Source organism: Cellulophaga tyrosinoxydans (genome assembly GCF_900176415.1).
Taxonomy (GTDB): domain Bacteria; phylum Bacteroidota; class Bacteroidia; order Flavobacteriales; family Flavobacteriaceae; genus Cellulophaga; species Cellulophaga tyrosinoxydans.
The window spans coordinates 311,608-335,356 of record NZ_FWXO01000002.1; the positions used below are offsets into that span (position 1 = coordinate 311,608).

Consider the following 23,749-nt stretch of genomic DNA (forward strand, 5'->3'; position numbering starts at 1 on the left):
TTAAAGATTAAAAGTATACAAAATGTTTAAGATTGAAGAATTTTATCTTCTAAAATATCTGTGTCTTTGTTTTCTTCCTTTTTGCGCACTTCATCATCTATTTTACAAAGCTCAGAATTTTTAGAGATATATTCTGGAACAATTTCTTTCATTAAACGTACCGTATCGGTATCAAAAAACATGTTTGAAACACAAAGTTGATTTATATTTGAACGAATATTAGCATAATCTAATTCTCGTACTTTACTTATCATAATTTTTTTGTGATACGTAGGCAACGTATTTTCACCATTAGCCAAAAGCTCTTCATATAGTTTTTCTCCTGGGCGTAATCCTGTTACCTTGATATCTATATCCTCTGGATATTTTAAACCAGAAAGTTTAATCATATTTTTGGCGAGATCAAATATTTTTACAGACTCTCCCATATCAAAAATAAAAATCTCTCCTCCAGTACCCATAGCTCCCGCTTCTAAGACTAATTGAGATGCCTCTGGAATAGTCATAAAGAAACGAGTAACATCTTTATGAGTTACCGTTAAAGGACCTCCTTTATCTATTTGCTTTTTAAATAGCGGAATTACAGAACCATTTGAACCTAATACATTTCCAAATCGCGTGGTGATAAATTTTGTTTTGTTTAATTGCTGCATACAACTAATGTACATTTCAGCAATACGCTTTGTAGCACCCATAACATTGGTAGGATTCACTGCTTTATCTGTAGAAACAAAAACAAATTTCTCAACATTATATTGAACTGACAAATCACAAACTACTTTAGTACCTGCTACATTTATTTTTATGGCTTCATAGGCATTGTATTCCATAAGCGGCACATGTTTATATGCAGCAGCATGAAACACCAAATTAGGACCATATTCTTGAAAAATATTATTCATTCTATTTTTATCCCTAATGTCAGCAACAATAGGAATAAAATTGTGAAATCCGTTTTGTTTTAATTCTTGTTGTAAATCATATAAAGCAGATTCAGCTTGATCTATAACAATTAAAGATTTGTAATTATAGCTACATATTTGTCGAACAATTTCACTACCGATTGATCCTGCACCACCAGTAACTAAAACCGTTTTATCTTTTAGTTCTTCCTCAATTTTCGAATTTTTAATATCAATCGTAGCTCGATCCAAGAGGTCCTCAATTTGTACTTGCTTTATTTGTGAAAGTTTTAATTCACCATTAATCCAATCTTCAACTGGAGGTACAATTTTAACCAATACCGGGAAGTCTACCAAGCTCTCAACTAGAACTCGTAATTTTTTATGATCTATATTTTGAATGGAAAAAATCACCTCAGAAATATCCTTTCTTAAGATAAAACTTTCTGTAAGCACATCACTATTGTATACTTGTACCCCATTAATAAGCTTTCCTACTTTTTGATCATCTTTATCTATGTAGCCAACAACTTTAACTTTACTTTTTGTAGCATTTGTTAACGCATTATAGGTTAAAATACCGGATTCCCCGGCTCCATAGATCAACACATTTTTTGTTGCTGTTTTATAACCACTTGCAACAAAATTAACATACATAGCTTTAAACAAATATCTTGAAGCTGTTAATCCAATAAAACTTAGTAAACTATGAATAATAATAATGGTTAAAGGAACTGTAAAGTCTCCAAGAAAATCATATTTTCTGTTGGCAACTACTAAAATTATTGTAATTATGCTTAATAAACAGATGGCATTAAAAATATTATAAACATCTCTAACCCCCGTATGACGTACAACTCCCTTATAAGATCCGATTATTAAAAAAGAGATTAGTGAAATTAATGCGATAAAGGGTAATTGAACAAAAAGCTTATTTACATCAAAATTCATTGTTAGATTAAACAAAATGAAATAAGATAAAATAAAGGCAAATGAGACAATTAAAATATCAATAAATAACACCAACCATTTTGATGCGTACTTACTAACCGTACTGTTTATATAATTTTGTATCATAATAGGATCTTTTTTATTAATGATATTATTAATTCTAAATCAGATTTTTTTAAATTAGAACCACTTGGCAAACACAAACCTCTCATGAATAAATCTTCCGAAGTTCCATTGGTATAATTTAAACAATTCTTAAAAACTGGTTGCAAATGCATTGGTTTCCATAAAGGTCTCGATTCAATATTATAGGCCAACAATTCTAAACGTATTTTTTCTCGTAACTCGTAAGATGGTAATAAAATACAACTAAGCCATCTGTTTGAAAAATAATCTTTAGGTTCGTCTAAAAACTCAATTTTATTAATTCCAGACAATTCTTTATAATACATGGCATAATTTGCTCTTCTTGCAGCAACTCTATCATCAATCACTTCCATTTGCCCTCTACCAATCCCTGCTAAAATATTACTCATTCTATAATTATAGCCAACATTAGAATGTTGATAATGCGGGGCGTCATCTCTTGCTTGTGTAGCTAAAAATATTGCTTTCTTTTTATATACTTCGTTTAGAGAGACTAATGCACCTCCACCAGAAGTAGTAATTATTTTATTACCATTAAAAGATAAAATACCAATATCTCCAAAACTACTGCACTTTATCCCTTTAAATGTACTACCTAGGGCTTCAGCACTATCCTCCACGACTGGAATTTTATAAGCTTCTGAAATTTTTCTTATTTCATTTATTTTATATGGCATACCATATAAGTGAACTGCAACTATTGCTTTAGGTTTTTTACCATTAGAAATTCGATCTTTAATTGCTTTTTCTAATAATTCTGGACAAATGTTCCAAGTATCTCGTTCACTATCAATAAATACTGGATGTGCGCCTAAATATTTAATAGGGTTTGCTGATGCCGAAAAAGTAAAACTCTGACATAAAACCTCATCTCCCTGACCAACACCTAAAATTTCAAGAGCCAAATGTATTGCTCCAGTACCCGAGCTTAAGGCCGCAACATGCACCTCATTGGAAATATACTTTTGAATAGCCATTTCAAATGCATCCACATTTGGACCCAAAGGAGCAACCCAATTTGTATCAAAGGCCTGTTTTACATATTTCTCTTCATTATTCCCCATATGAGGAGAGGAAAGCCATATTTTATCGTAGGTCATTGGTATTCATTAGTTAATATAATTCTATCGTAAAAATAAACATAGTTTTTTGTTTCTAATGGTATAATCGGCATATTTCGTTTAAGCTAGTAATTATTCGATTAACTACTATAATTATATTTTCTATGAACTAAACCCGGTTCTTTATCCTTAAAAAAGTCTATTTATCCAATAATACAAGGCTCATCTAAAAAAAAATACAATATTTGCATTTTAAAATATTTAGCTCCTTAATACATGAAAAAAATAACCAAAATTTGTTGTATTGGTGCTGGCTATGTTGGCGGCCCAACTATGTCAGTTATTGCAAAAAAATGTCCTCATATACAAGTAACCGTTGTCGATATTAATCATGACAGAATTGCACAATGGAATGATTCTAACTTAGATAATTTACCAATATATGAACCTGGTTTAAAAGAAATAGTAGCAGAAACAAGAAATAAAAACTTATTTTTTTCCACAGAAGTTGATAAAGCTATAGATGAAGCCGATGTCGTTTTCATTTCCGTTAACACGCCTACAAAAACTTATGGAAAAGGAAAAGGGCAGGCAGCTGATTTAAAGTTCATTGAACTATGTGCTAGGAATATTGCTAAGGTAGCTAAAACAGACAAAATTGTTGTAGAAAAATCTACTTTACCTGTTAGAACCGCCGGGGCTATTAAAAATATACTTGATAATACTGGGAATGGTGTAAATTTTGAAATTCTTTCAAATCCAGAATTTTTAGCGGAAGGTACAGCAATCCAAGATTTGCTTCACGCCGATCGTGTTTTAATTGGTGGCGATGAAACACCTTCTGGTCAAAAAGCCAAAAACCTATTGAGTGAAGTTTATGAAAACTGGTTGCCAAAAGATCGTATTTTGCAAACTAATGTATGGTCTTCTGAACTATCCAAATTAGTAGCTAATGCGTTTCTAGCGCAACGTGTTTCTTCTATTAACTCCATCTCTGCCCTATGTGAGAAAACCGATGCAAATGTAGAGGAAGTTGCCAGAGCAATTGGCTACGACTCACGAATAGGATATAAATTTCTAAATTCATCCGTAGGTTTTGGGGGTTCCTGTTTTCAAAAAGACATTCTAAACTTAGTATATATTTCACAAAGTCTAGGTTTACAAGAAGTAGCAGACTATTGGGAACAAGTAATCATAATGAATGATTATCAAAAGCGTAGATTTGCAGACAATATCATCAGTACTTTATACAATACTGTTTCTGGTAAAAAAATTATTTTTTACGGTTGGGCATTTAAAAAAGACACTAATGACACCCGAGAATCTGCCGCAATATATGTAGCAGATGCCCTATTAGAAGAGCGAGCTGAACTTACAGTTTATGATCCACAGGTAAAAGAACAAACCGTATTTAGAGATTTAGATTATTTAAATACGCGAACACCAGAGGAAAATAAAAATTTGGTAAAAGTTGTTAAAGACCCTCTTGCAAATATTGAAAATGCACACGCTATTGCCATATTAACAGAATGGGATGAATTCAAAACCTATGATTGGCAAAAGATTTATGATAAAATGTTGAAGCCAGCATTTCTATTTGATGGACGAAGACTATTAGATAAGGAAAAAATGGAGCGAATTGGTTTTAATTATTACAGAATTGGGCAAGTATAATTAGCAAAAAATACTATTTTAAAACACTACAAAATGAAAATATTAGTAACTGGTGCCGCAGGATTTATAGGCTTCCATACCGCTTTAAAGCTATTAGAAAATGGACATGACGTAGTTGGATTAGATAATATTAATGATTATTATGAAATACGACTAAAATTAGCTCGTTTAAAAGAATTAGGCATTACTGCAACTGAATCTTTAGCTTTTAACACCCTATTATCAAGTGAGAAATTTTCTTCAAGATTCAAATTTATTAGACTAAATATTGAAGACAGAACAAATTTACCTCACCTTTTTGCAAATGAAAATTTTGATGTTGTTTGCAATTTAGCAGCACAAGCGGGAGTTCGTTATAGTATAGAAAATCCAGAAACTTATATCGATAGTAATATTGTTGGATTTTTAAACATATTGGAATGCTGTAGGCATCATCATATTAAACATTTAGTCTACGCCAGTAGCTCCAGTGTTTATGGTCTAAACAAGACGATACCTTTTAAAACTACCGATACTGTAGACCACCCTATTAGCCTTTATGCCGCAAGTAAAAAAAGTAATGAATTAATGGCCCATACGTATAGTCATCTTTTTGGGTTTGCAACTACCGGACTTCGTTTCTTTACAGTGTATGGACCTTGGGGTAGACCTGATATGGCATTATTTTTATTTTCTGAAGCTATTGCTAATAACAAACCTATTAAGGTGTTCAATAATGGCGAAATGGAACGAGATTTCACCTATATTGATGATATCGTGGAAGGTTTAACAAGAATTATAGAGAAAAATTCTGAAGAGAGAGTAAAATTAAATGAAGGTTATAAAGTATACAATATAGGAAATAATAATTGTATAAAACTAACTGATTTTATAGCTGAAATTGAAAAGAATTTAGGCAAGACTGCAGAAAAAGAATATTTACCAATGCAACCAGGCGATGTTGCTAAAACATGGGCTAACGTAGATGATCTAATTAAAGATTACGAGTACGCTCCTAAAACTCCTGTCGAAAAAGGCATTAAAAATTTTATTCATTGGTACACCAACTTTTACCCTAATATTAAAAAGTCCTAGATTTTATCTTCAATTTCCATTTTATTTTTAATATAATAAAATAGCTAAATGCCATAAGATTCTTTAAATTCGCTTTTACAAATAGTATCCATGAGTTTACAAAATATATGCATTGTTGGTTTAGGTTATGTTGGCTTGCCTTTGGCTCGTCTTTTCGCAACAAAATACCCCGTGATTGGTTTTGATATTAATAAGAGAAGAGTAAACGAAATTAATACAGGAAAAGATTCTACCTTAGAAGTTGATGACAATACTTTAAAATCCGTATTAAAAAATAATGTTAATAATAATAATGGACTATACTGCTCCAATGAAATCAGCGACATTAAAAATTGTAACATTTACATCATTACGGTTCCTACGCCAGTAGACAAAAACAATCGACCCGATTTAACTCCATTATACAAGGCCAGTGAAACTGTAGGTAAGGTTTTAAAAAAAGGGGATATTGTCATCTACGAATCAACTGTTTATCCTGGAGCTACTGAAGATGAATGTATTCCTGTTTTGGAAAAAGTAAGTAATTTAAAATTTAATCATGATTTCTATGCAGGATATTCTCCCGAACGCATAAATCCAGGAGATAAGGAACATACAGTAGAGCATATTCTTAAAGTAACTTCTGGTTCCACTCCTGATATTGGAATTAGAATAGATAATTTATACAAATCTGTTATTACAGCAGGTACTCATTTAGCACCATCCATAAAAGTAGCTGAGGCAGCTAAAGTTATTGAAAATTCACAAAGAGATATTAATATAGCTTTCGTAAACGAATTAGCTAAAATTTTTAATCTTATGGATATCGACACTCATGCTGTTTTGGAAGCTGCTGGTACTAAGTGGAACTTTTTACCTTTTAAACCAGGATTGGTTGGTGGTCATTGTATTGGTGTTGATCCATATTACTTAGCACAAAGAGCACAAGAATTTGGTTATCATCCTGAAATAATTTTAGCAGGACGAAGATTAAATGATAGTATGGGAGGTTATATAGCTTCTGAAGTCATTAAACTAATGGTTAAAGAAGATATTCGCATAAAAGGAGCGTCTATTTTGTTACTTGGTATAACCTTTAAAGAAAATTGCCCCGATGTTAGAAATACACGCGTTGTAGATGTAATTCAAAACCTTAAAGATTTTGGCACAACGGTATACATACATGATCCATGGGCAAACCCTACTGAAGTAGAAAGAGAATATCAAATTAAAACAAGTACTATTATTCCAAAAGAAAAATTTGATGCTGTAGTATTAACTGTTGCGCATACGGAATTTTTAAATATAGATTTTAATTCTTTATTAAAGCCTAAAGGAATTCTTTACGATGTTAAAGGCGTCATTACAAGTAAAGTTAATGGAAGGCTATAAAAATTAGTACTATGAAACGAATTTTAGTTACTGGCGGAGCAGGATTTGTTGGTTCCCATTTATGTGAACGTTTATTGAATGAAGGCAATGAAGTTGTATGCCTAGATAACTATTTTACAGGCCGAAAAAGTAAAATCATACATTTAATGGACAATCCTTATTTTGAAGTTGTTCGTCATGATGTTACTATGCCTTATTTTATAGAAGTAGATGAAATTTATAATTTAGCATGCCCAGCTTCTCCGGTACATTATCAGCATAATCCCATAAAAACTATTAAAACTTCTGTTTTAGGAGCCATTAATATGTTAGGATTAGCTAAAAGAATAAATGCAAAAATTCTACAAGCTTCTACCAGCGAGGTATATGGAGATCCTGAATTACACCCTCAGCCAGAACATTACTGGGGCCATGTAAATCCAATAGGAGCCCGTTCCTGTTATGATGAAGGCAAACGTTGTGCAGAATCGTTATTTGTAAATTATCATCAATCTAATGATGTTAAAGTTAAAATAATCAGAATTTTTAATACTTATGGTCCAAAAATGGAGCCAGACGATGGTCGCGTAGTGTCTAATTTTATAATGCAGGCTTTACAAAATAAAGATATCACCATATTTGGCGATGGTACGCAAACTAGAAGTTTTCAGTATGTAGATGACTTAATTGAGGGCATGATACGCATGATGAATACACCAGATGATTTTATAGGACCCGTGAATATTGGCAACCCTATTGAATATACGATGTTAGAATTAGCTCAGAACATTATTCAGCTAACACAAAGCAAATCTAAATTAATCTACCTTCCTCTACCTTCAGATGATCCAACACAACGCCAACCAGATATTAGTTTAGCCAAAGCTCATCTTAATGGTTGGGAACCAAAAATTCCTTTGCAAGAAGGGTTAAAAAATACAATCAATTATTTTGCAGCTATTTTAAAAACCCATTAATTCATTTGAAATTTACTTTGTCTCAGCTATGATAGTTGCGTAAGCGTGATTTGGCTGTAAATTTTCCTTCATATATTGATATCCATTCTCCCCCATTTTGGAGCGTAGATCAGGGTTATTATATAGCTGAACTAATTTTTCTTTTAATAGTTGGGTCTTTCCTGCTTCTGCCCAAAGTCCTGAATTTGTTTCTTCTAGAATAGTTCCAAAATCAGTATTCAAATCCACCGAAGCCAATACAGGTTTTTTATTGCCAAAATAAGACAAAACTTTAGATGGAAAGTTTGGTATAGTAAAGTCTTCACTTAAAGATATTAGCCCTACATCAGCATGAAGTAATAATTTATTATAATCTGTTTTAGGTATTTTATCTTCCAAGATAACATTAGTTAAATTTTCATTTTTAACTAAATCTATTAGCATTTGCTTTTCGGTACCTGTTCCAATAATAAAAAACACAATTGTGGGATAATCTAGACAACTTTTTGCTAAGTCTATTATATTCTCCATTTTCTGTGGCTTTCCAATATTTCCTCCGAAAATTACCACAAACTTATCTTTTATTCCATATTTAGTCGTTAGTTCATCTGCATTAGATTCTTCAGAATAATTTGGCAAGTTCTCCCAATTTGGTAATAAATGTAATTTTGCAGGGTTTAATCCTGGGTTGTGCTTCTTAATATAATTCACATTTGCGGGTGACATACAACCAATACTATCCGCAACGTTATAAAGTTCTATTTCTTTTTTTCTAAAATAAGCATGAATTAAACCTTTACTATTCAACATTTTTAAATCAACCGCATTTTGCGGAAAAATATCTCTTAAGATTAAATACAATTTAGCGCCAGATTTTTTCTTTATCCAATGTGCCGTTTTAGTTAAGGTTATAGGTGGTGTTGGCATTAACACTAAATCAAAATCTAATGTAATGTGATGTTGTTTTAAGGCTTTTTTATACTGACTTGAAAGCAAAATATTAGCAATCCCCTTTTTAATAATACCAACATTAAATAAGGGCAATGTGGCTACCCTAATTACTTTAACGCCCCCTTCTAATCTCAATCCTGTATCCTTAGCGTTTTCCGCCGGAGCTACTACCAAAACATCATGACCATTATGATGAAACTCATGAATAAGATCTGTATACAAATTGGTGTATTTCGCTACGTCTGGAAACCCTAAAGCAAGGAAAACTATTTTTTTCATAATTCTATTTTGACCAAACTACTCTATTTATATAATCTACATATGATACTATAATTCGTACCACTTTTTCACTCACATTAGGCATAGAGTAATCCGAAACAGGTCTAAAATTACGTTCAGGATTTACTTTTTGAGCTTCAAGAGCTACTAAACCTTGTAGTATTCGTTCAGGGTTTAAACCCACCATCATCGCAGAAGCTTCTTCCATTGCCTCCGGACGTTCATGTGCGTCACGTATATTCAGTGCTCTAAAATTGAGTATAGATGATTCTTCTGATATTGTACCACTATCAGACAAAACTGCAAAAGAATGCAATTGTAAGGCATTATAATCAGAGAAACCTAATGGCTTTAAAAACTGAACATTCTTATGAACTTCCAGTTTTTTAGCATCCAACATATTTCTAGTCCTTGGGTGTGTTGAAACGATAATTGGATAGTTATATTTTTCTGCAATTAAATTTAAACTGGTAATTAATCCAGCAAAATTTTCAGGATTACTAATATTTTCCTCGCGATGTGAACTTACCACAAAGTACTCCCCTTTTTTTAATCCAAGCTTAGACAACACTTTGGAGTCATCTATTTTAGCTTTGTATTTCATTAATACCTCGAACATTGGACTACCCGTTTTTATTATTCTGTCTGCTGGCAAACCTTCTCGTAATAAATATTCTCTCGCGATATCGCTATACGTTAAGTTTATATCGGCAACATGATCTACAATTTTACGATTGGTTTCCTCCGGAACACGCTGATCAAAACAACGGTTTCCTGCTTCCATATGAAAAATTGGTATTTTTCTTTTTTTGGCAGGTATTGCACATAAACATGAATTGGTATCTCCTAATACTAAAAAAGCATCTGGTTTTAGTTGCTCTAAAATAGGGTCTATTTTAATGATAATATTCCCAATGGTTTCTGTGGCATTTGTTCCTGCAGCATTCAAAAAATGATCTGGCTTTTTTATACCTAAATCATCAAAAAATATTTCATTTAATTCATAATCATAATTTTGACCTGTATGAACTAAAGTATGCTCAATGGCTTCATTATTTTCTAATGCCGTTAAAACACAAGCCAATCTTATAATCTCTGGTCTTGTTCCTACTACAGTTACCACTTTTAGTTTTTTCATCTTTCTGATGTATTTATTTTTTATATAATTGGATACTAAACATTTTCAAAATACGTATCCGCATCTTCTGGGTTATAGGGCTCATTAATCCAAAATAGTGTAATTAATTCTTCATCGCCTATATTTTTAATATTATGTGTATACCATATAGGCATATCTACATATGCCGGTTCACTACCATCTAAATAATAATCTATAACCTCATTTGTACCTATTTTACGCAATTGTATTAATGCTTTTCCGCTTATTACAGCAAAACGTTCGGCTTTTCTTGTATGAAAATGATTTCCTCTTGTAATTCCTGGCACCGTTGTAGAAAACGAAAATTGCCCACTAGTTTGTGTACGTGCTATTTCTACAAATGAACCTCTTGGATCTGTATGTTTCGTAAATTTTACTGGATAATGCGTCTCAGGCACATAACATCTAAACGTATTAAACAAGGCTTTTTCAAAAGCCAATTCAAGATTAGGAAAAATTCCATTTTCCATATAATCTTTTTTATATCCCTTGAGTAACGCAAGTATTTCTGATACTTTTTTAAAGTGATTAGGTTTTATAAGCAATTCTGTACTATTCGGTGATAAACTAGTTACACCTGCTGTGTTTTTAATAACGGCTATAAATACTGCTACTAATTCGTTAATATAAATTAACCCAACTTCTGAATCATTGATTATTGTTGGCTCTTCCCCATGTGCTATTTTATGACAAAAGGTAGCCACTACGGAATTGTAATTTGGTTTTCCAAATGGTCCAAACACATTAGGTATCGTTAGTGAGGTAAACTTTGCTTGGTTATGATCAGCCCAAGTAATGAATTTTTCTTTTCCCTCTTTTTTAGATTTACCATAAAGGTTATCATTTATTTCTTGCGAAGAAGATGAGAAAATAATATGTGGTGTAACTTTAGTTTTTTCACAAGCTGCAATAAGTTTTTCTACCAATGCAATATTGGTATCATAAATAACATTTGCATCTTCGTGACGATTCATAGCTGCCAAATGAACGATGACATCACAAGAAGATACAAAGTTTTCTAATTGTTTTGTGTCTTCAAAAAAGGAACGTTCAAATGGAATTAATTCAATGGTATCGTCCAAAGATAAGGTTGTATAGAGATGGTTTCCAACAAAGCCTGCTTGGCCAGTTATACCTACTTTTTTCATTTTATTACTTTATGTTGTAGCGTTATTTACTTCGCTATTTATTACTTCATTTTTTATTGATCTCGAGCATTTTGTTAAAACAAATTGGTATCGAGATACTTTGTGACTTCCATACTGTTCTCGATACAAAACCACTTTCAGGGTTTCACTCGAACTGACATGTTTTATAACTTACACTTTGTCACTTCGAGTAAATTAGTTTGGAGCCGAAGCGGAAAACTAATTTGTATCGAGAAGCATTATGTCTTCTCAATGGTTCTCAATAGAAAACCACTTTCAGGGTTTCACTCGAACTGACATTTTTTATTACTTGCTCTTCTCTTTCAATTACATCTCCCCCCAATCTGCACCAACTGCATTTTCAGGAAATCTAAAGTCATCATTCTTTGATGCTCCCAAACTCACATCGGAAAAGACCAGTAATTTAGCATTATTTTCCATTGCTCTAAAACCAGATGCATAGCCTCCTGGCACTTTTAATACCAAAGGTTCATCACTTGTTAAATAATACTGTTCTATTTTTAAACTAGTGTTTGGCTGTCCATTTTCAGTTAAGGGTAATAAATTCATTACAAATGAACCCGCAGTACAATAAAACCATTTAGTTTCTATCAAATGCCCCTGCCATGCTCTTATTGTTTCTGTGCTACTCGGTCTAATTTCATAAAACCTTTTTATAGGTTCCATAGAAAACTCATTAAAAAAAATAAGTTTTCCCCGTTCATCCGAATGTATAGCACCCTTAAATTTTGAAACTGCCATCCTTATAAATTCTCCTTAATATACGCTAAGTTTAGTAAGGTATCTTTTAATTCTGTATTAGTAAGCTGATTGGTATTATGTGAATGATAATCTTCAATGGTACTAATATCGGTTTCTCCTTCTGAAAAATATCTGCTGTAATTTAAATCTCTATTATCTGCTGGAATACGGTAAAACTCTCCCATATCTTCCGCCTTTTGCATTTCTTCTCTGGTACATAAAGTTTCATATAACTTTTCCCCATGTCTGGTTCCAATCACCTTAATTTCATTATCAGCTTTGTATATATCTTTAAGCGCCTGTGCTAGTTCACCAATGGTACTAGCTGGTGCTTTATTTACAAATAAATCGCCTTGATTACCATTTGTAAAGGCAAAAATCACCAAATCTACCGCATCTTCCAATGACATTAAAAATCGCGTCATATTTGGATCAGTAATAGTTAATGGCGCATTATCTTTAATTTGTTTTACAAACAAAGGGATTACCGACCCTCTAGAAGCCATTACATTGCCATAACGAGTTAAACAAACAATAGTGCTATCGTTTGCTATATTTCTAGATGCTGCCACAGCAACCTTCTCCATTAATGCCTTACTTATACCCATCGCATTAATTGGGTATGCTGCTTTATCGGTACTTAAGCAAATAATCCGCTTTACATTATTAGCTACAGCGGCATCGATCGTATTTTGTGTGCCGAAAACATTTGTTTTGGTTGCTTCTAACGGAAAAAATTCGCATGAGGGCACCTGTTTTAAGGCTGCTGCATGAAACACGTAATCTACACCTTTCATTGCACGATTTATACTGTCATAATCTCGTACATCACCAATGTAAAATTTTATTTTTTCGTTTTTTAACGAATTACGCATATCGTCTTGTTTTTTCTCGTCACGAGAAAAAATACGTATTTCTTTAATATCGGTTTTTAAGAACCTATCCAATACCGCGTTACCAAACGATCCGGTTCCTCCTGTTATTAATAATGTTTTGTTTTTAAACATGATAATGTCATTAATTAATTCTTACTTTTTCATTGTTCCACTAAAATCCAAAATAACTTTATCATTGTTCTTTTCTAAAGTTTTGAATTCTTTATGGTTTACCAAAAACACTACAATATCTGCTTTCGCATAAGCATCTTTATAGTCCGTAAGTTTAAATACGTTGTGTTCTTTAATATTTGGTTCAACAATATAATGTTCTTCGTTATTGGCATTTTGCAGCACACGTTGTGCAATATATTTAGCTGGAGATTCTCTTAAATCGTCAATATCCGGTTTAAAGGCTAAACCCATTAATGCTATTTTAGGTTTTCTGCCATGTGTTAATTCAAACTGTAATTTAGTATTCTGCACTTTTTCAGCACACCAGAACGATTTATAATTATTTACCTCTCTTGCTGTACCTATAATTTTTGATTCCATTGGATAGTCCGAAACTATAAAATATGGGTCCACAGCAATACAATGCCCACCTACGCCGCAACCAGGTTGTAATATACTAACTCGAGGATGTTTATTGGCTAAATTAATGAGTTCCCACACATTAATATCTGCCTTATCACAAATAAGTGAAAGTTCATTCGCAAAGGCTATTTGCACATCTCTGGAAGAATTTTCTACCAGCTTACACATTTCGGCTGTTCTTGCATTGGTTTTATGTAATTCTCCTTTTACATATTTGGCATAAAATGCAACCGCCATTTCTGTAGATTTGTCATTAATCCCACCTATAACACGATCGTTATGTACCAATTCATACATTACGTTGCCAGGCAATACGCGTTCTGGGCAATATGCTATATGAAGTTTATTTTTTAATTCTGGGCGCGACTGATATATAAAATCCATCATTTTTTCTGTAGTTCCAACAGGAGAAGTAGACTCGATTATATATAAATCATTCTCTTTTAATAATGGTAAAATTGCTGTCGTAGCGGCTTGTACAAATGAAATATCCGGTTCGTTCTTCGCCTTAAATGGGGTAGGTACCACAATGATATAAGTATTTGCTAAAACAGGCTTTGTATCCGCCATTAGAAATCCTTTAGCTACAGCCTCTGAGACAGCTTTCCCTAAATCTGGCTCTACTATATGTATTTCTCCACGATTTATGGTATCCACCACATTTTGATTGATGTCTACCCCATGAACATAGGCCCCTCCTTGAGCTATTAGGGCTGCTGTTGGCAAACCTATATACCCTAAACCTATCATTACTACTTCTGGATTTTTCATTATTTTAATTTAGCTATAAATTCTACAATTTTTTCACAAGCTTTACCATCACCATATGGATTATGCAACTTGCTCATTTGGTTATATTTTTCTTTATTCACAAGTAAATTATGCGCTTCGCTCACAATTTTTTGTTTATCCGTTCCTACCAAAATAACCGTTCCTGCATCAACCGCTTCTGGCCTCTCCGTAGTATCACGCATCACCAATACTGGTTTTCCTAAACTTGGTGCCTCTTCTTGAACGCCACCACTATCTGTAATTATTAATTCAGATTTATTCATTAACCAAACAAATGCAGGATAAGCTAATGGGTCTACTAATTTTACATTTTTTATATTTTCCAGAATCTCATATACTGGTTTTTGAACTTTCGGATTTAAATGTACTGGATATATAATCTGAACCTCTGGATGCGTTTCTGCAATCTCCCGCAGGGCTTCACATATATTGATAAAACCTTGTCCATGATTTTCTCGTCGGTGTCCAGTAACCAAAATTATTTTTTTATTAAAATCTAAAGTTTGCTTTAAATTTTCAATTTCTGGATCTTTAATGTTATCTACTTTACCTACACTTGTAATTAATGCATCAATAACCGTGTTTCCTGTAATTAAAATCGATTCTTTAGCAACATTTTCACGAATTAAGTTATCAAAAGAGGTTTGCGTAGGAGCAAAATGATAATCCGCTATTCTCCCAGTAATACTTCTATTAATCTCTTCTGGAAAAGGGGCATATTTATTAAAGGTTCGCAAGCCAGCTTCTACGTGACATACTTTAGCACCAGAGTAGAAGCCCGCAATACTAGCTGCCATTGTCGTAGTAGTATCGCCATGCACATACACGTAATCTGGTTTAAAATCTTCTAAAACAGGTTGTAATTCGGTAATAATTGCCGCTGTTAGGCCATATAAATTTTGACCTGGTTTCATTAAGTTTAAATCATAATCTGGTGTAATCTCAAAAAACTCCAGTACTTGATCTAACATTTCTCTGTGTTGTGCGGTAACACAAACTTTGGTTTCAAATTGATCAGATTTCTGAAATTCTTTTACCAAAGGTGCCATTTTAATAGCCTCTGGTCGTGTTCCGAATATGATTAAGTTTCTTTTTTTCAATTAATTGATATTTAATTAGAATTATTTAATTTTTTGGCTACGTCAGGAAAATAACTATTAAGCTTTTCAAGAGTTAATTCGGGATCCCTAAAGAATTCTATATTTTTAAAGATTTCTTCATCTGTAAAATTCCACCATTTAAGTTCTAATAAAAAAGCAATAACATCTTCACTAAATCTATATTTGATAACCTTAGCTGGCACACCACCTGCAATTGCATATGGAGGAATATCTTTAGTAACCACAGCACCGGCTGCTACTACAGCTCCATCTCCAATTGTAACACCATCCATAATTATGTTATTAACTCCAATCCAAACATCATTTCCAATATTGATACGTAATCCCTCCTCAAATTCTATTGTCTTAAACCAATCATTTCTCATGGTGTTTTTTTTGTAAAAAATAGAATGTGTGGAAGCATAATTCAGCGGATGTCTTCCCAAGCCTATAATTGAGTTTTTCCCAATTGCGCAAAAATTACCAACAGTAGTTCTCAGAAGATGTGAATTAGAGTTGATTCTTGTATAATTACCTATTTGGCTGTCATACAATTTTACTAAATTTCTAATCTCAGATAATTTTGTAAATGTTGATTTAGGATCCCAGAAAGTTATCGGTGATAACAATTTATGCGTTATCTTTTTTAAAGAAAAAAGCGATTTTAAATAACTCATTGCTATTTTGTTTTTAGATTTAAAGTATAATCCACAGCATCAATAAAGCCATTAGCCATATTTTCTGGAGTTCTTTCATTGTCATAGAATTTTTTCGCATTTTCACCCATTGTCACAAATTTGCTAGGATTTAATGAAATGTCAATCAAAATGTCTTTTAAATCATCATCTTTTTTAAATAGTATTCCGTTAACACCATCAATAATATTTAGGCGTTCACCACCTGTTATTGCATTTTCATGAGTAATAAAAGGCACACCATAGCCAAAACTTTTTAACACTGATAATCCAGCTTGACCAGGTGAAAAACATGCAATGGAAGTAGTAAACATTTTTTCTAAAATATCCTCATCATAAATAGCTCCATGTAATATAATATTGTTCTGGTTATTTGTATTTTCTATCCAATTTTTTATGTTATCAAATTCATCTCCCTTACCTACAATATTTAATTTTGGCATTTTAGGAGTAGATTGTTTTGCGAATTCATAGGCTTCTAAAAGTTCAAATATTTTTTTAGATTTATATAATGTACCTATAAATAATAAATCCTTCCGTAATGAAACATCTTCTTTGTAATTATTAACTTCAACAGTATTATGCATTACAAATAATTTATTAGCAGAAAACCCTTCTCTTATATACTTATCCTTTGCATATTGTGTATAAAAAATCATGGCATCACTTTTCTTTGCCCAAAAACTTCTAATCCTATTAAAAAAAGTGGGCGCATCAAAATTACTTTCATAACTTGCTCTAACTCCTATACCCCAAAAAATAAGTTTAAAAGACCTTTTCTTTGATAATATCAATCTGAAAAAAGACATGTTTTGTAAATAAAACATGCACACCACCACATCATAACTCTTGATCAATTCTCTAAATGACTTGTCATAAAAAGTTAAAGGACCAATTTTTTTATAGGGTATTGTTATTTCTTTAAAAGCCTTATTTTTAGATTCACTCAGTTTATCCGAATGTAAAACAGTAAGTTCTATATCTTCTTTTGCCCCAATTATATTAAATATTGGAATTCTATAATTCTGAAGCTTATAGGTTACAAATAATATTTTTTTTGTCATTAGTAATGATTAACTATCATTTTTATTTTTAGCTATAAAGTATCATGCAATTATCTTTTCAATATTTTTTTTACATAATACATTGGGAACAAAACCTTAAAATACCCCATAAAGAACACTACAGGTAATCTCAAAGGAAAATTATTTTTCATATATTGTAAATGGGATTTAAAATCTAATCCAATAGGGTTATATAAAAATTTCAACCTTTCAATGAGAGATGAATTAACAAATTTTGAATATTTATCACCATGATCATTTGTACAAAAACCCAAATAATATGGTGCTACTAATACTGGAATGCCTTTTTTAATAGCCTTTAAGGTATAATCAAAATCAGCTAGTCCATGTACGAATCCGTCCGATAAAATACCTATTTCTTTAATAACACTTTGATCAACATACATGATATTAGCGTTACCTAATTCACATTTTTGTGGTTCCTTCTCGTTTGGAATTACTTTTACATATTTCCCTTTGTTTCTATTTGTAAAAATGTTTCCACCATAAGACAACTTAGAAGTTTTCTTATCTTGAGTTGATCCAATGTAAATTCCGCCTTTCTTATAATTAGATAAACAATATTCATGGGTTTCAATTAAAACTTTAAATACATTGTTAAAAAGTTCCGTATCATCATTTAATAACAAATAGCCATCATAATTACCTTTTAGTGCTTCATTCCATGAATTCCGCATACCTCCAGCCCAATACATTGTTCCCGTACCTAGTAATATTTTTACTTCTGGAAAATTTAAAGCTACAGCTTCAGAAGTGCCATCTGTTGAACCATCATCCGTTAAATAAACTGTGATTTTACAGTTCTGTTCAACAATTTTAATAGCCTCTTTAAGCGTGTTTAATGCTGCTAGTGTTTTTGCCTTACGATTAAAACAAGTAAGAAGTATTGCAATATTTAGCATATTGGTTTTTATTTTTGTAAAAAAAAATTACAAAAGGTTTATTTCAGTTATTCCTACAAAATTAGTAGAATTAATTCTTAATAAAAACATTAATAGATAAGCATATGCAATATTACGATATAATGAACCTTAATAGATTAATATATAATTCATGAACGGCAGAATTTTAAAAAAGATAGAGTTAGATTATCTTTTAAAAATAATACTGAATGCTTTGACTATTTTTCTTTTTAATTCACTTTTAACAAGATATAGAGCATCTTCATGCTTTATATGTATTTTATTATAACGTAATCGTCTTTTTACATCATCTCTATATATATTTCTTTCCTTAATTTCAGTATCATATAAAAACAACTCATAGCCTACTATTTCTTCAAAAATATTCGCTTCAATAGGCTTTAAAGATTTTCCAAACGATTTTACAATATGAAAATCTAATATTTTTGAACTTAGGAGGTATTTTTTATTCGCATTTTTTCTATAACCAAAAAGGTCAATACAAATAGTACTTTCATCAACACCCAGCTTTTTAGCAATTAATTTACTTTCAAAAAACACATCGTAAACTGCAAGTGATTTGGAAATTATTGAGAATTTATAAGTTTTAGGCGCTGAATAATCCAATGGCACTTGATAAATTGTACTATCCTTGCCTACATGTGTGCCGGCATCACTAAAATTAGTAGTCAAAGAAACTTTCGGATATAGAAAAAAGAGATTCTTTTCTACTAAATAGCTAATATTATATTTTAACCAAGATTTTTCAGACCACAATTTAACATAATCTGGTAATTCTTTATTATTGTTTAAGATTGGACTTTTTTCATACCATTTCATAAAGCCATTCCACTGCGCTTTAGTCCAAGCTTGTCCCCATGATGAAGCAAACTGAAAATACCAATTATCATAACCATCTTCTAAAGCATGAAAATTAGCTTTTGTATGCACGTTCAACTGATGGGTGTATAAAGATATTCCCCCTATACACTCTTTATCCAAAGAAAAATTAAGTGCTTGCGTAGCATATTCGTAAAAATTTGGCGCTACATACAAATCATCTTCCAATACAATAACAGAACCATAGGTTTCACTTAAGGCACCACATTGTAATATATGCGCTCTTAGGCCTAGATTCTCTTTTTGGTATTGCACTTTTTTTGTTCCAAATTTCCATTCAAAGTCATTTGCAATGGCTAAAACCTCTTGGTTATTTGGTGCTTTGTCTATACTTATAATTAAGTCTATATTGGTAGCAATAAAATGCGCTTTTTCTATGGAACTCAATAATCTTTTTAGAGAACGGGGTCGGTTATAAGCAACAATTACTATTGGCGTATTATTCACGTTCATTAGAAAAGTTATTTTTAAAATCTTTTATATCCTTAAAAAGGTGGCTATTTTTAGTTATCCATTCTTGTGGTTTTTCCCACCACTTTAAGGCTAACAAAAACTGAATCTCATCGTCGGTAAATCGTTTTTTAATTTCTCTTGCAGGCACTCCACCAACTATCGTATAAGGTGCAATATCTTTATTGACTAATGAATTGGCGGCCACAATAGCGCCGTCACCAATACGTACACCATCTAAAATGGACACATTAGCACCTATCCAAACATCATTTCCTATTCCAATGGTATAGGTGCCTTCGTCGTCTATAGGATTAGGATACTCAGGAAAAAGTTGCTCCCTTGCATAGGAAAAATTTACCGGTGTTTTTGGTGCAAAAAATGCGGGATGCGTGGATACAAAAGTACTTGCAGGATGACGTCCAAAAATACAGCTTACATTAGGTCCAATGGAACTATATTTCCCAATTTTGGTTTTTGAAATTTTTGTGTTTTGCGCAATGTAAGAGCCATAACCCATATAGGATGACACTATACTACTATCTGCTCCAAAACCATTTCGCCCTTCACAAATTACCGAAAATCCAATAAATGCTCCTTTACCATAGGTAATTTGCTTTTTACTTTTTAATCGTATTCGATTAAAATAAATTGCCAATTTGGTAAGTAACCTATTAGAAAGTATCCACTTTTTTACTATCATTTTCCTTAATTAGTAAGGTGTTTTAATTGCTTTTAAACCCCTAAGCATTACGTTTTAATACCGCCTTTTCCCAGATGTAAGGAGAAAACTGAGACCAACAGCTTTGTGCTTCAGTAAAACTATTGTTCTTACCTTCTATTATTTGTGTCATTTTGGTTCTTAGTTCCTTTGGATTGGTCACTAAATTAGATTCAGAAAACGAAGTTTCGTTTAAGGTATCCATAAACCATTCCTTTAAATCATTTTGCATCCAATCAACAATGGGGGAGCTAAACCCTACTTTAGATTTTCGCCAAGTAACTTCTTTTGGTAAATATGGATCTAAGGCATCGCGCACAATACGCTTGGTATAGCCATTACCAATTTTACTTGAATAAGGTAACGAATTCACGAAATTCACAATCCTATGGTCCATAAACGGCATGCGTATTTCCACACTATTAATCATCGCATAGCGATCGTAATTGCGTAAAAGGGTTGGCAAAATATTCTCATGAAACATGGCATATAAATACTGCGCATGATTGTCTAATTTGCCAAAATTTGGATGTTGATTATCCGATGAAGGCATTTTTTTGCCTAATACTTTTTTCGCCAATTTTCTAGTCATGAAGTTGGTATACAATTTTGAACTACTGGTGCGTTCATATTGCACCGTATCTTCATTTATGGCATCTTGATAAATATTTAAAATATCTTTTGTTTTAGACGGACTAAAACGAGCATCCCATAAGGCTTCTAAATTCCCTTGTTGATACCCACTTAATAGCTCATCTGCACCATGCCCATCTAGCGTAACGGTTACCCCATTTTTCTTTACCGATTCATAAAGCATGATCATGGGTAAAGGTGAGGTAATATAAAGGTCTTCGAACAAGTAAAAATAATCTTCTAATTTATCCCAATGCTCTAAGGGTTTTATATCTACAAAAGTGGCTCCAATGCCTAAATGGTCAGTTACCATTTTTGCGTACTTAGATTCATCTAAAGGAGTGCCTGGAAAAGCCGCCACAAAGGCATGCTGCCAATCCTTAGAATAACTATTGCTATTTTTAGCTAAGTTTGCCATTGCTGCTATGGTAGCACTACTATCCAACCCACCACTTAATGCAGTACCAATAGTAACATCGGAACGCATACGCAATTTACAGGCATCCATAAAAAGCTCACGAAAATGTTCTACTTGTTCTTCATAGGTGTTTGGCACAGCCACTAAATGGTCTAGGGTGTTCCAATAGCGGTAACTGGTTAGTTTCCCCTCTTTATACACACCACTATGCCCTGCTGGAAAACGTTTTATCCCTTTTATTAAGCATTTATCTGTAGCTTCATAAAAGAAAATATTTTTTTTCATCCAATGAAATTCATCGGAGACTTCTATTTGTTTTAGAAAAGGATAGATGGCTTTCATTTCTGAAGCAAAAACAAATTTCCCTTCTATTTGTGCATAAAATAAGGGTTTTTTGCCGTAACGGTCTCTTGAAATAAACAATGCTCTTTTTTCTTTATCCCAAATGGCAAAAGCCCACATGCCATTAAATTTCAGCACACATTGCTCTCCCCATTCCATATAGGCATAAATTAAAACCTCAGTGTCTGAAGTAGATTTAAAGGTATAGCCTTTGTCTGAAAGTTCTTTTTTAATTTCTAGAAAATTGTAAATTTCTCCATTAAAAACCACCGTATACCTACCATCAGTATTTTTCATGGGTTGGTGTCCACTTTCCGATAAATCGAGAATAGACAAACGTCTATGCCCTAGCGTAACATCGTGTTCTATACTCTCAATACCAAAACTATCTGGTCCACGATGGTAAAGGGTATCTAAGGCTGGTTTAAAAGTTTCGTAAGGCGTAAAAGGAACTGTTCCTAAAATTCCGCACATAATTATTTAGTTTGTAATGGTTAGTATGTTTATATCTAGAAATATGATGCAATTTACACAAGTCATAACTAAACTCTGCTTATTTAACTTATAAGCTTAACAAATATTGTTCTTTATTATAAAAATGATACAATTACATAGTGCTTGATTCAAATACAGCGTTTTCCAAAATATCATAATAATGTTGCCGAATTAATCCAACAAAAAGACAAAATAAAATAAAAAGTGTAAATGTCCCATCAATACCTGGCTCTACCATAAATAAAGAAAAAAATCCAACGATATATGTTAAACAGAGTATTTGAAAGTATATTGGTACAATTTTGTTCATTATTATTTTACGAATTAAGTTAAACACTTTTAAAAAGTATAAAATAAGTAATACGAATGAAATTATGCCCCCAACGCGTAAAGCATCTAACCACAAATTATGGGAATATCCAAATTCTTCTAGATCCCAACCTAAAGGATGTTCAACTAAATTGTCAAGAGATTTAGCCCATAGTCTTGTTCTTCCTCCACCACTTGCTAAGTCACCAGCTCCATCATCTTTCATTCGGCCTGCAAAACTGGCAAACATATCAGAATCTAAATCAAACGAAATTTGAGTGGTTATAAAGAATATAATTACCATAAGAACTGAATAAATCTTAAAATTTTGTTTAAAACTCATTTTAGGTGCTGCTATTATCAAACTAATTAGTAGAGATAAAATAATAATTGCTAGTTGTGTTCTACTTCCTAATCGAAGTACGCAGGCTACACTTAATATAAAAATTAAGATTAAAAGCATTAGTAAAATTTTTGGGATTTCTTTATAACTTACTAATAATAATGCAGGAATACACATATTAAAAACAAAAAAAGCAGCCATTTGAGTTGCACTTACAATTTCTCCACCCCAAAACATCGGTATATTCCTTTCTGGTTGCACAAAACCACCTTTTATAATATTTAGGGTAACTGAAATTAACGCTGGTAACGAGTAAATAACAGTTAAAATAATTAATACTAAAAATAAGGTCTTTGTCTTAACAGATATACCGGCCATATATTTACCCCACAAATAAAATGTTGGTGGAATAAACATATATAGGACAATAAATTGGGAACCTTTCCATGCATTAGTTGCATAAAACAAAGCGTAAACTATAGCAAAAACAAAAAGAAGTAGAAGATTACGATCTACTGCTGCTTTTAAGAAACTATTTCTTAAAAAAATTAAAACTATTGCTATATATCCAAATAAGTATCCCAAGCTCATTATATTTAATAACGTTCCCAAAATAAAAATAGAATTTACAAACCCTAGTTTTGAAATATACTTTAAGACTTGATTCATTATACTATT

20 protein-coding genes are annotated in these 23,749 nt (G+C 32.2%); 4 read left to right on the top strand and 16 right to left on the bottom strand.

Annotated features, from left to right (window positions below):
• Window positions 1-26 precede the first annotated feature (26 nt).
• On the bottom strand, window positions 27-1,979 hold the full coding sequence (locus B8963_RS08445; RefSeq protein ID WP_084061074.1) for a polysaccharide biosynthesis protein: 1,953 nt from the start codon (window positions 1,977-1,979) through the stop codon (window positions 27-29).
• Entirely contained in the window at window positions 1,976-3,100 is a 1,125-nt protein-coding gene (locus B8963_RS08450; RefSeq protein ID WP_143312495.1) for a DegT/DnrJ/EryC1/StrS family aminotransferase, read from the bottom strand. Before B8963_RS08450 ends, B8963_RS08445 begins: the two co-directional genes overlap by 4 nt.
• A gap of 237 nt (window positions 3,101-3,337) precedes the next feature.
• Here B8963_RS08450 and B8963_RS08455 point away from each other — a divergent pair, with 237 nt between their 5' ends.
• From B8963_RS08455 to B8963_RS08470, 4 genes are all read left to right on the top strand, one after another.
• The gene (locus B8963_RS08455; RefSeq protein ID WP_084061075.1) at window positions 3,338-4,735 is read left to right on the top strand and encodes a nucleotide sugar dehydrogenase; all 1,398 of its coding nucleotides are present in this window, start codon (window positions 3,338-3,340) and stop codon (window positions 4,733-4,735) included.
• A gap of 33 nt (window positions 4,736-4,768) precedes the next feature.
• Window positions 4,769-5,809, top strand: a complete 1,041-nt coding sequence (locus B8963_RS08460) for an NAD-dependent epimerase (protein WP_084061076.1) — start codon at window positions 4,769-4,771, stop codon at window positions 5,807-5,809.
• Between the two features lie 90 nt (window positions 5,810-5,899).
• A complete protein-coding gene (locus tag B8963_RS08465) occupies window positions 5,900-7,180 on the top strand; it encodes a nucleotide sugar dehydrogenase (RefSeq protein ID WP_084061077.1) in 1,281 nt (426 codons plus the stop codon).
• 11 nt (window positions 7,181-7,191) lie between these two features.
• On the top strand, window positions 7,192-8,136 hold the full coding sequence (locus B8963_RS08470) for a UDP-glucuronic acid decarboxylase family protein (protein ID WP_084061078.1): 945 nt from the start codon (window positions 7,192-7,194) through the stop codon (window positions 8,134-8,136).
• 12 nt (window positions 8,137-8,148) lie between these two features.
• Here the strand turns inward: B8963_RS08470 and B8963_RS08475 are convergent, their stop codons facing one another.
• From B8963_RS08475 to B8963_RS08540, 14 genes are all read right to left on the bottom strand, one after another.
• Window positions 8,149-9,345: a glycosyltransferase family 4 protein gene (locus tag B8963_RS08475; RefSeq protein WP_084061079.1), complete on the bottom strand. Its 1,197-nt coding sequence runs from the start codon at window positions 9,343-9,345 to the stop codon at window positions 8,149-8,151.
• A 4-nt stretch (window positions 9,346-9,349) separates the two neighbouring features.
• Complete coding sequence (gene wecB, locus B8963_RS08480; RefSeq protein WP_084061080.1) at window positions 9,350-10,483, bottom strand: non-hydrolyzing UDP-N-acetylglucosamine 2-epimerase; 1,134 nt, start codon at window positions 10,481-10,483, stop codon at window positions 9,350-9,352.
• Between the two features lie 35 nt (window positions 10,484-10,518).
• Window positions 10,519-11,652 carry a polysaccharide biosynthesis C-terminal domain-containing protein gene (locus B8963_RS08485; RefSeq protein ID WP_084061081.1) on the bottom strand — a complete coding sequence of 378 codons (1,134 nt, stop codon included), beginning with the start codon at window positions 11,650-11,652 and terminating at the stop codon, window positions 10,519-10,521.
• A gap of 327 nt (window positions 11,653-11,979) precedes the next feature.
• Window positions 11,980-12,339 carry a sugar epimerase gene (locus B8963_RS08490; protein WP_159447290.1) on the bottom strand — a complete coding sequence of 120 codons (360 nt, stop codon included), beginning with the start codon at window positions 12,337-12,339 and terminating at the stop codon, window positions 11,980-11,982.
• 77 nt (window positions 12,340-12,416) lie between these two features.
• Window positions 12,417-13,421 (bottom strand): polysaccharide biosynthesis protein, encoded by a 1,005-nt coding sequence (locus B8963_RS08495; protein ID WP_084061083.1) that lies wholly within the window; start codon window positions 13,419-13,421, stop codon window positions 12,417-12,419.
• Between the two features lie 21 nt (window positions 13,422-13,442).
• On the bottom strand, window positions 13,443-14,657 hold the full coding sequence (gene wecC / locus B8963_RS08500; protein WP_084061084.1) for a UDP-N-acetyl-D-mannosamine dehydrogenase: 1,215 nt from the start codon (window positions 14,655-14,657) through the stop codon (window positions 13,443-13,445).
• Window positions 14,657-15,778, bottom strand: a complete 1,122-nt coding sequence (wecB, locus tag B8963_RS08505; protein ID WP_084061085.1) for a non-hydrolyzing UDP-N-acetylglucosamine 2-epimerase — start codon at window positions 15,776-15,778, stop codon at window positions 14,657-14,659. Before wecB (B8963_RS08505) ends, wecC begins: the two co-directional genes overlap by 1 nt.
• An 11-nt stretch (window positions 15,779-15,789) precedes the next feature.
• Window positions 15,790-16,455, bottom strand: coding sequence for a CatB-related O-acetyltransferase (locus B8963_RS16195; RefSeq protein ID WP_084061086.1), 666 nt, complete (start codon window positions 16,453-16,455; stop codon window positions 15,790-15,792).
• Window positions 16,456-16,457: 2 nt separating this feature from the next.
• Window positions 16,458-17,537 (bottom strand): glycosyltransferase, encoded by a 1,080-nt coding sequence (locus B8963_RS08515; RefSeq protein ID WP_084061087.1) that lies wholly within the window; start codon window positions 17,535-17,537, stop codon window positions 16,458-16,460.
• A gap of 50 nt (window positions 17,538-17,587) precedes the next feature.
• Window positions 17,588-18,460, bottom strand: coding sequence for a glycosyltransferase family 2 protein (locus tag B8963_RS08520; RefSeq protein ID WP_084061088.1), 873 nt, complete (start codon window positions 18,458-18,460; stop codon window positions 17,588-17,590).
• A gap of 186 nt (window positions 18,461-18,646) precedes the next feature.
• Window positions 18,647-19,813 (bottom strand): glycosyltransferase family protein, encoded by a 1,167-nt coding sequence (locus tag B8963_RS08525; RefSeq protein WP_084061089.1) that lies wholly within the window; start codon window positions 19,811-19,813, stop codon window positions 18,647-18,649.
• Window positions 19,800-20,513, bottom strand: a complete 714-nt coding sequence (locus B8963_RS08530; RefSeq protein ID WP_234989636.1) for a CatB-related O-acetyltransferase — start codon at window positions 20,511-20,513, stop codon at window positions 19,800-19,802. The genes B8963_RS08525 and B8963_RS08530 overlap by 14 nt, the downstream gene beginning before the upstream one ends.
• A gap of 40 nt (window positions 20,514-20,553) precedes the next feature.
• Window positions 20,554-22,398 (bottom strand): asparagine synthase (glutamine-hydrolyzing), encoded by a 1,845-nt coding sequence (gene asnB / locus B8963_RS08535; protein ID WP_084061090.1) that lies wholly within the window; start codon window positions 22,396-22,398, stop codon window positions 20,554-20,556.
• A 133-nt stretch (window positions 22,399-22,531) separates the two neighbouring features.
• On the bottom strand, window positions 22,532-23,740 hold the full coding sequence (locus tag B8963_RS08540; protein ID WP_084061091.1) for a hypothetical protein: 1,209 nt from the start codon (window positions 23,738-23,740) through the stop codon (window positions 22,532-22,534).
• Window positions 23,741-23,749 lie beyond the last annotated feature (9 nt).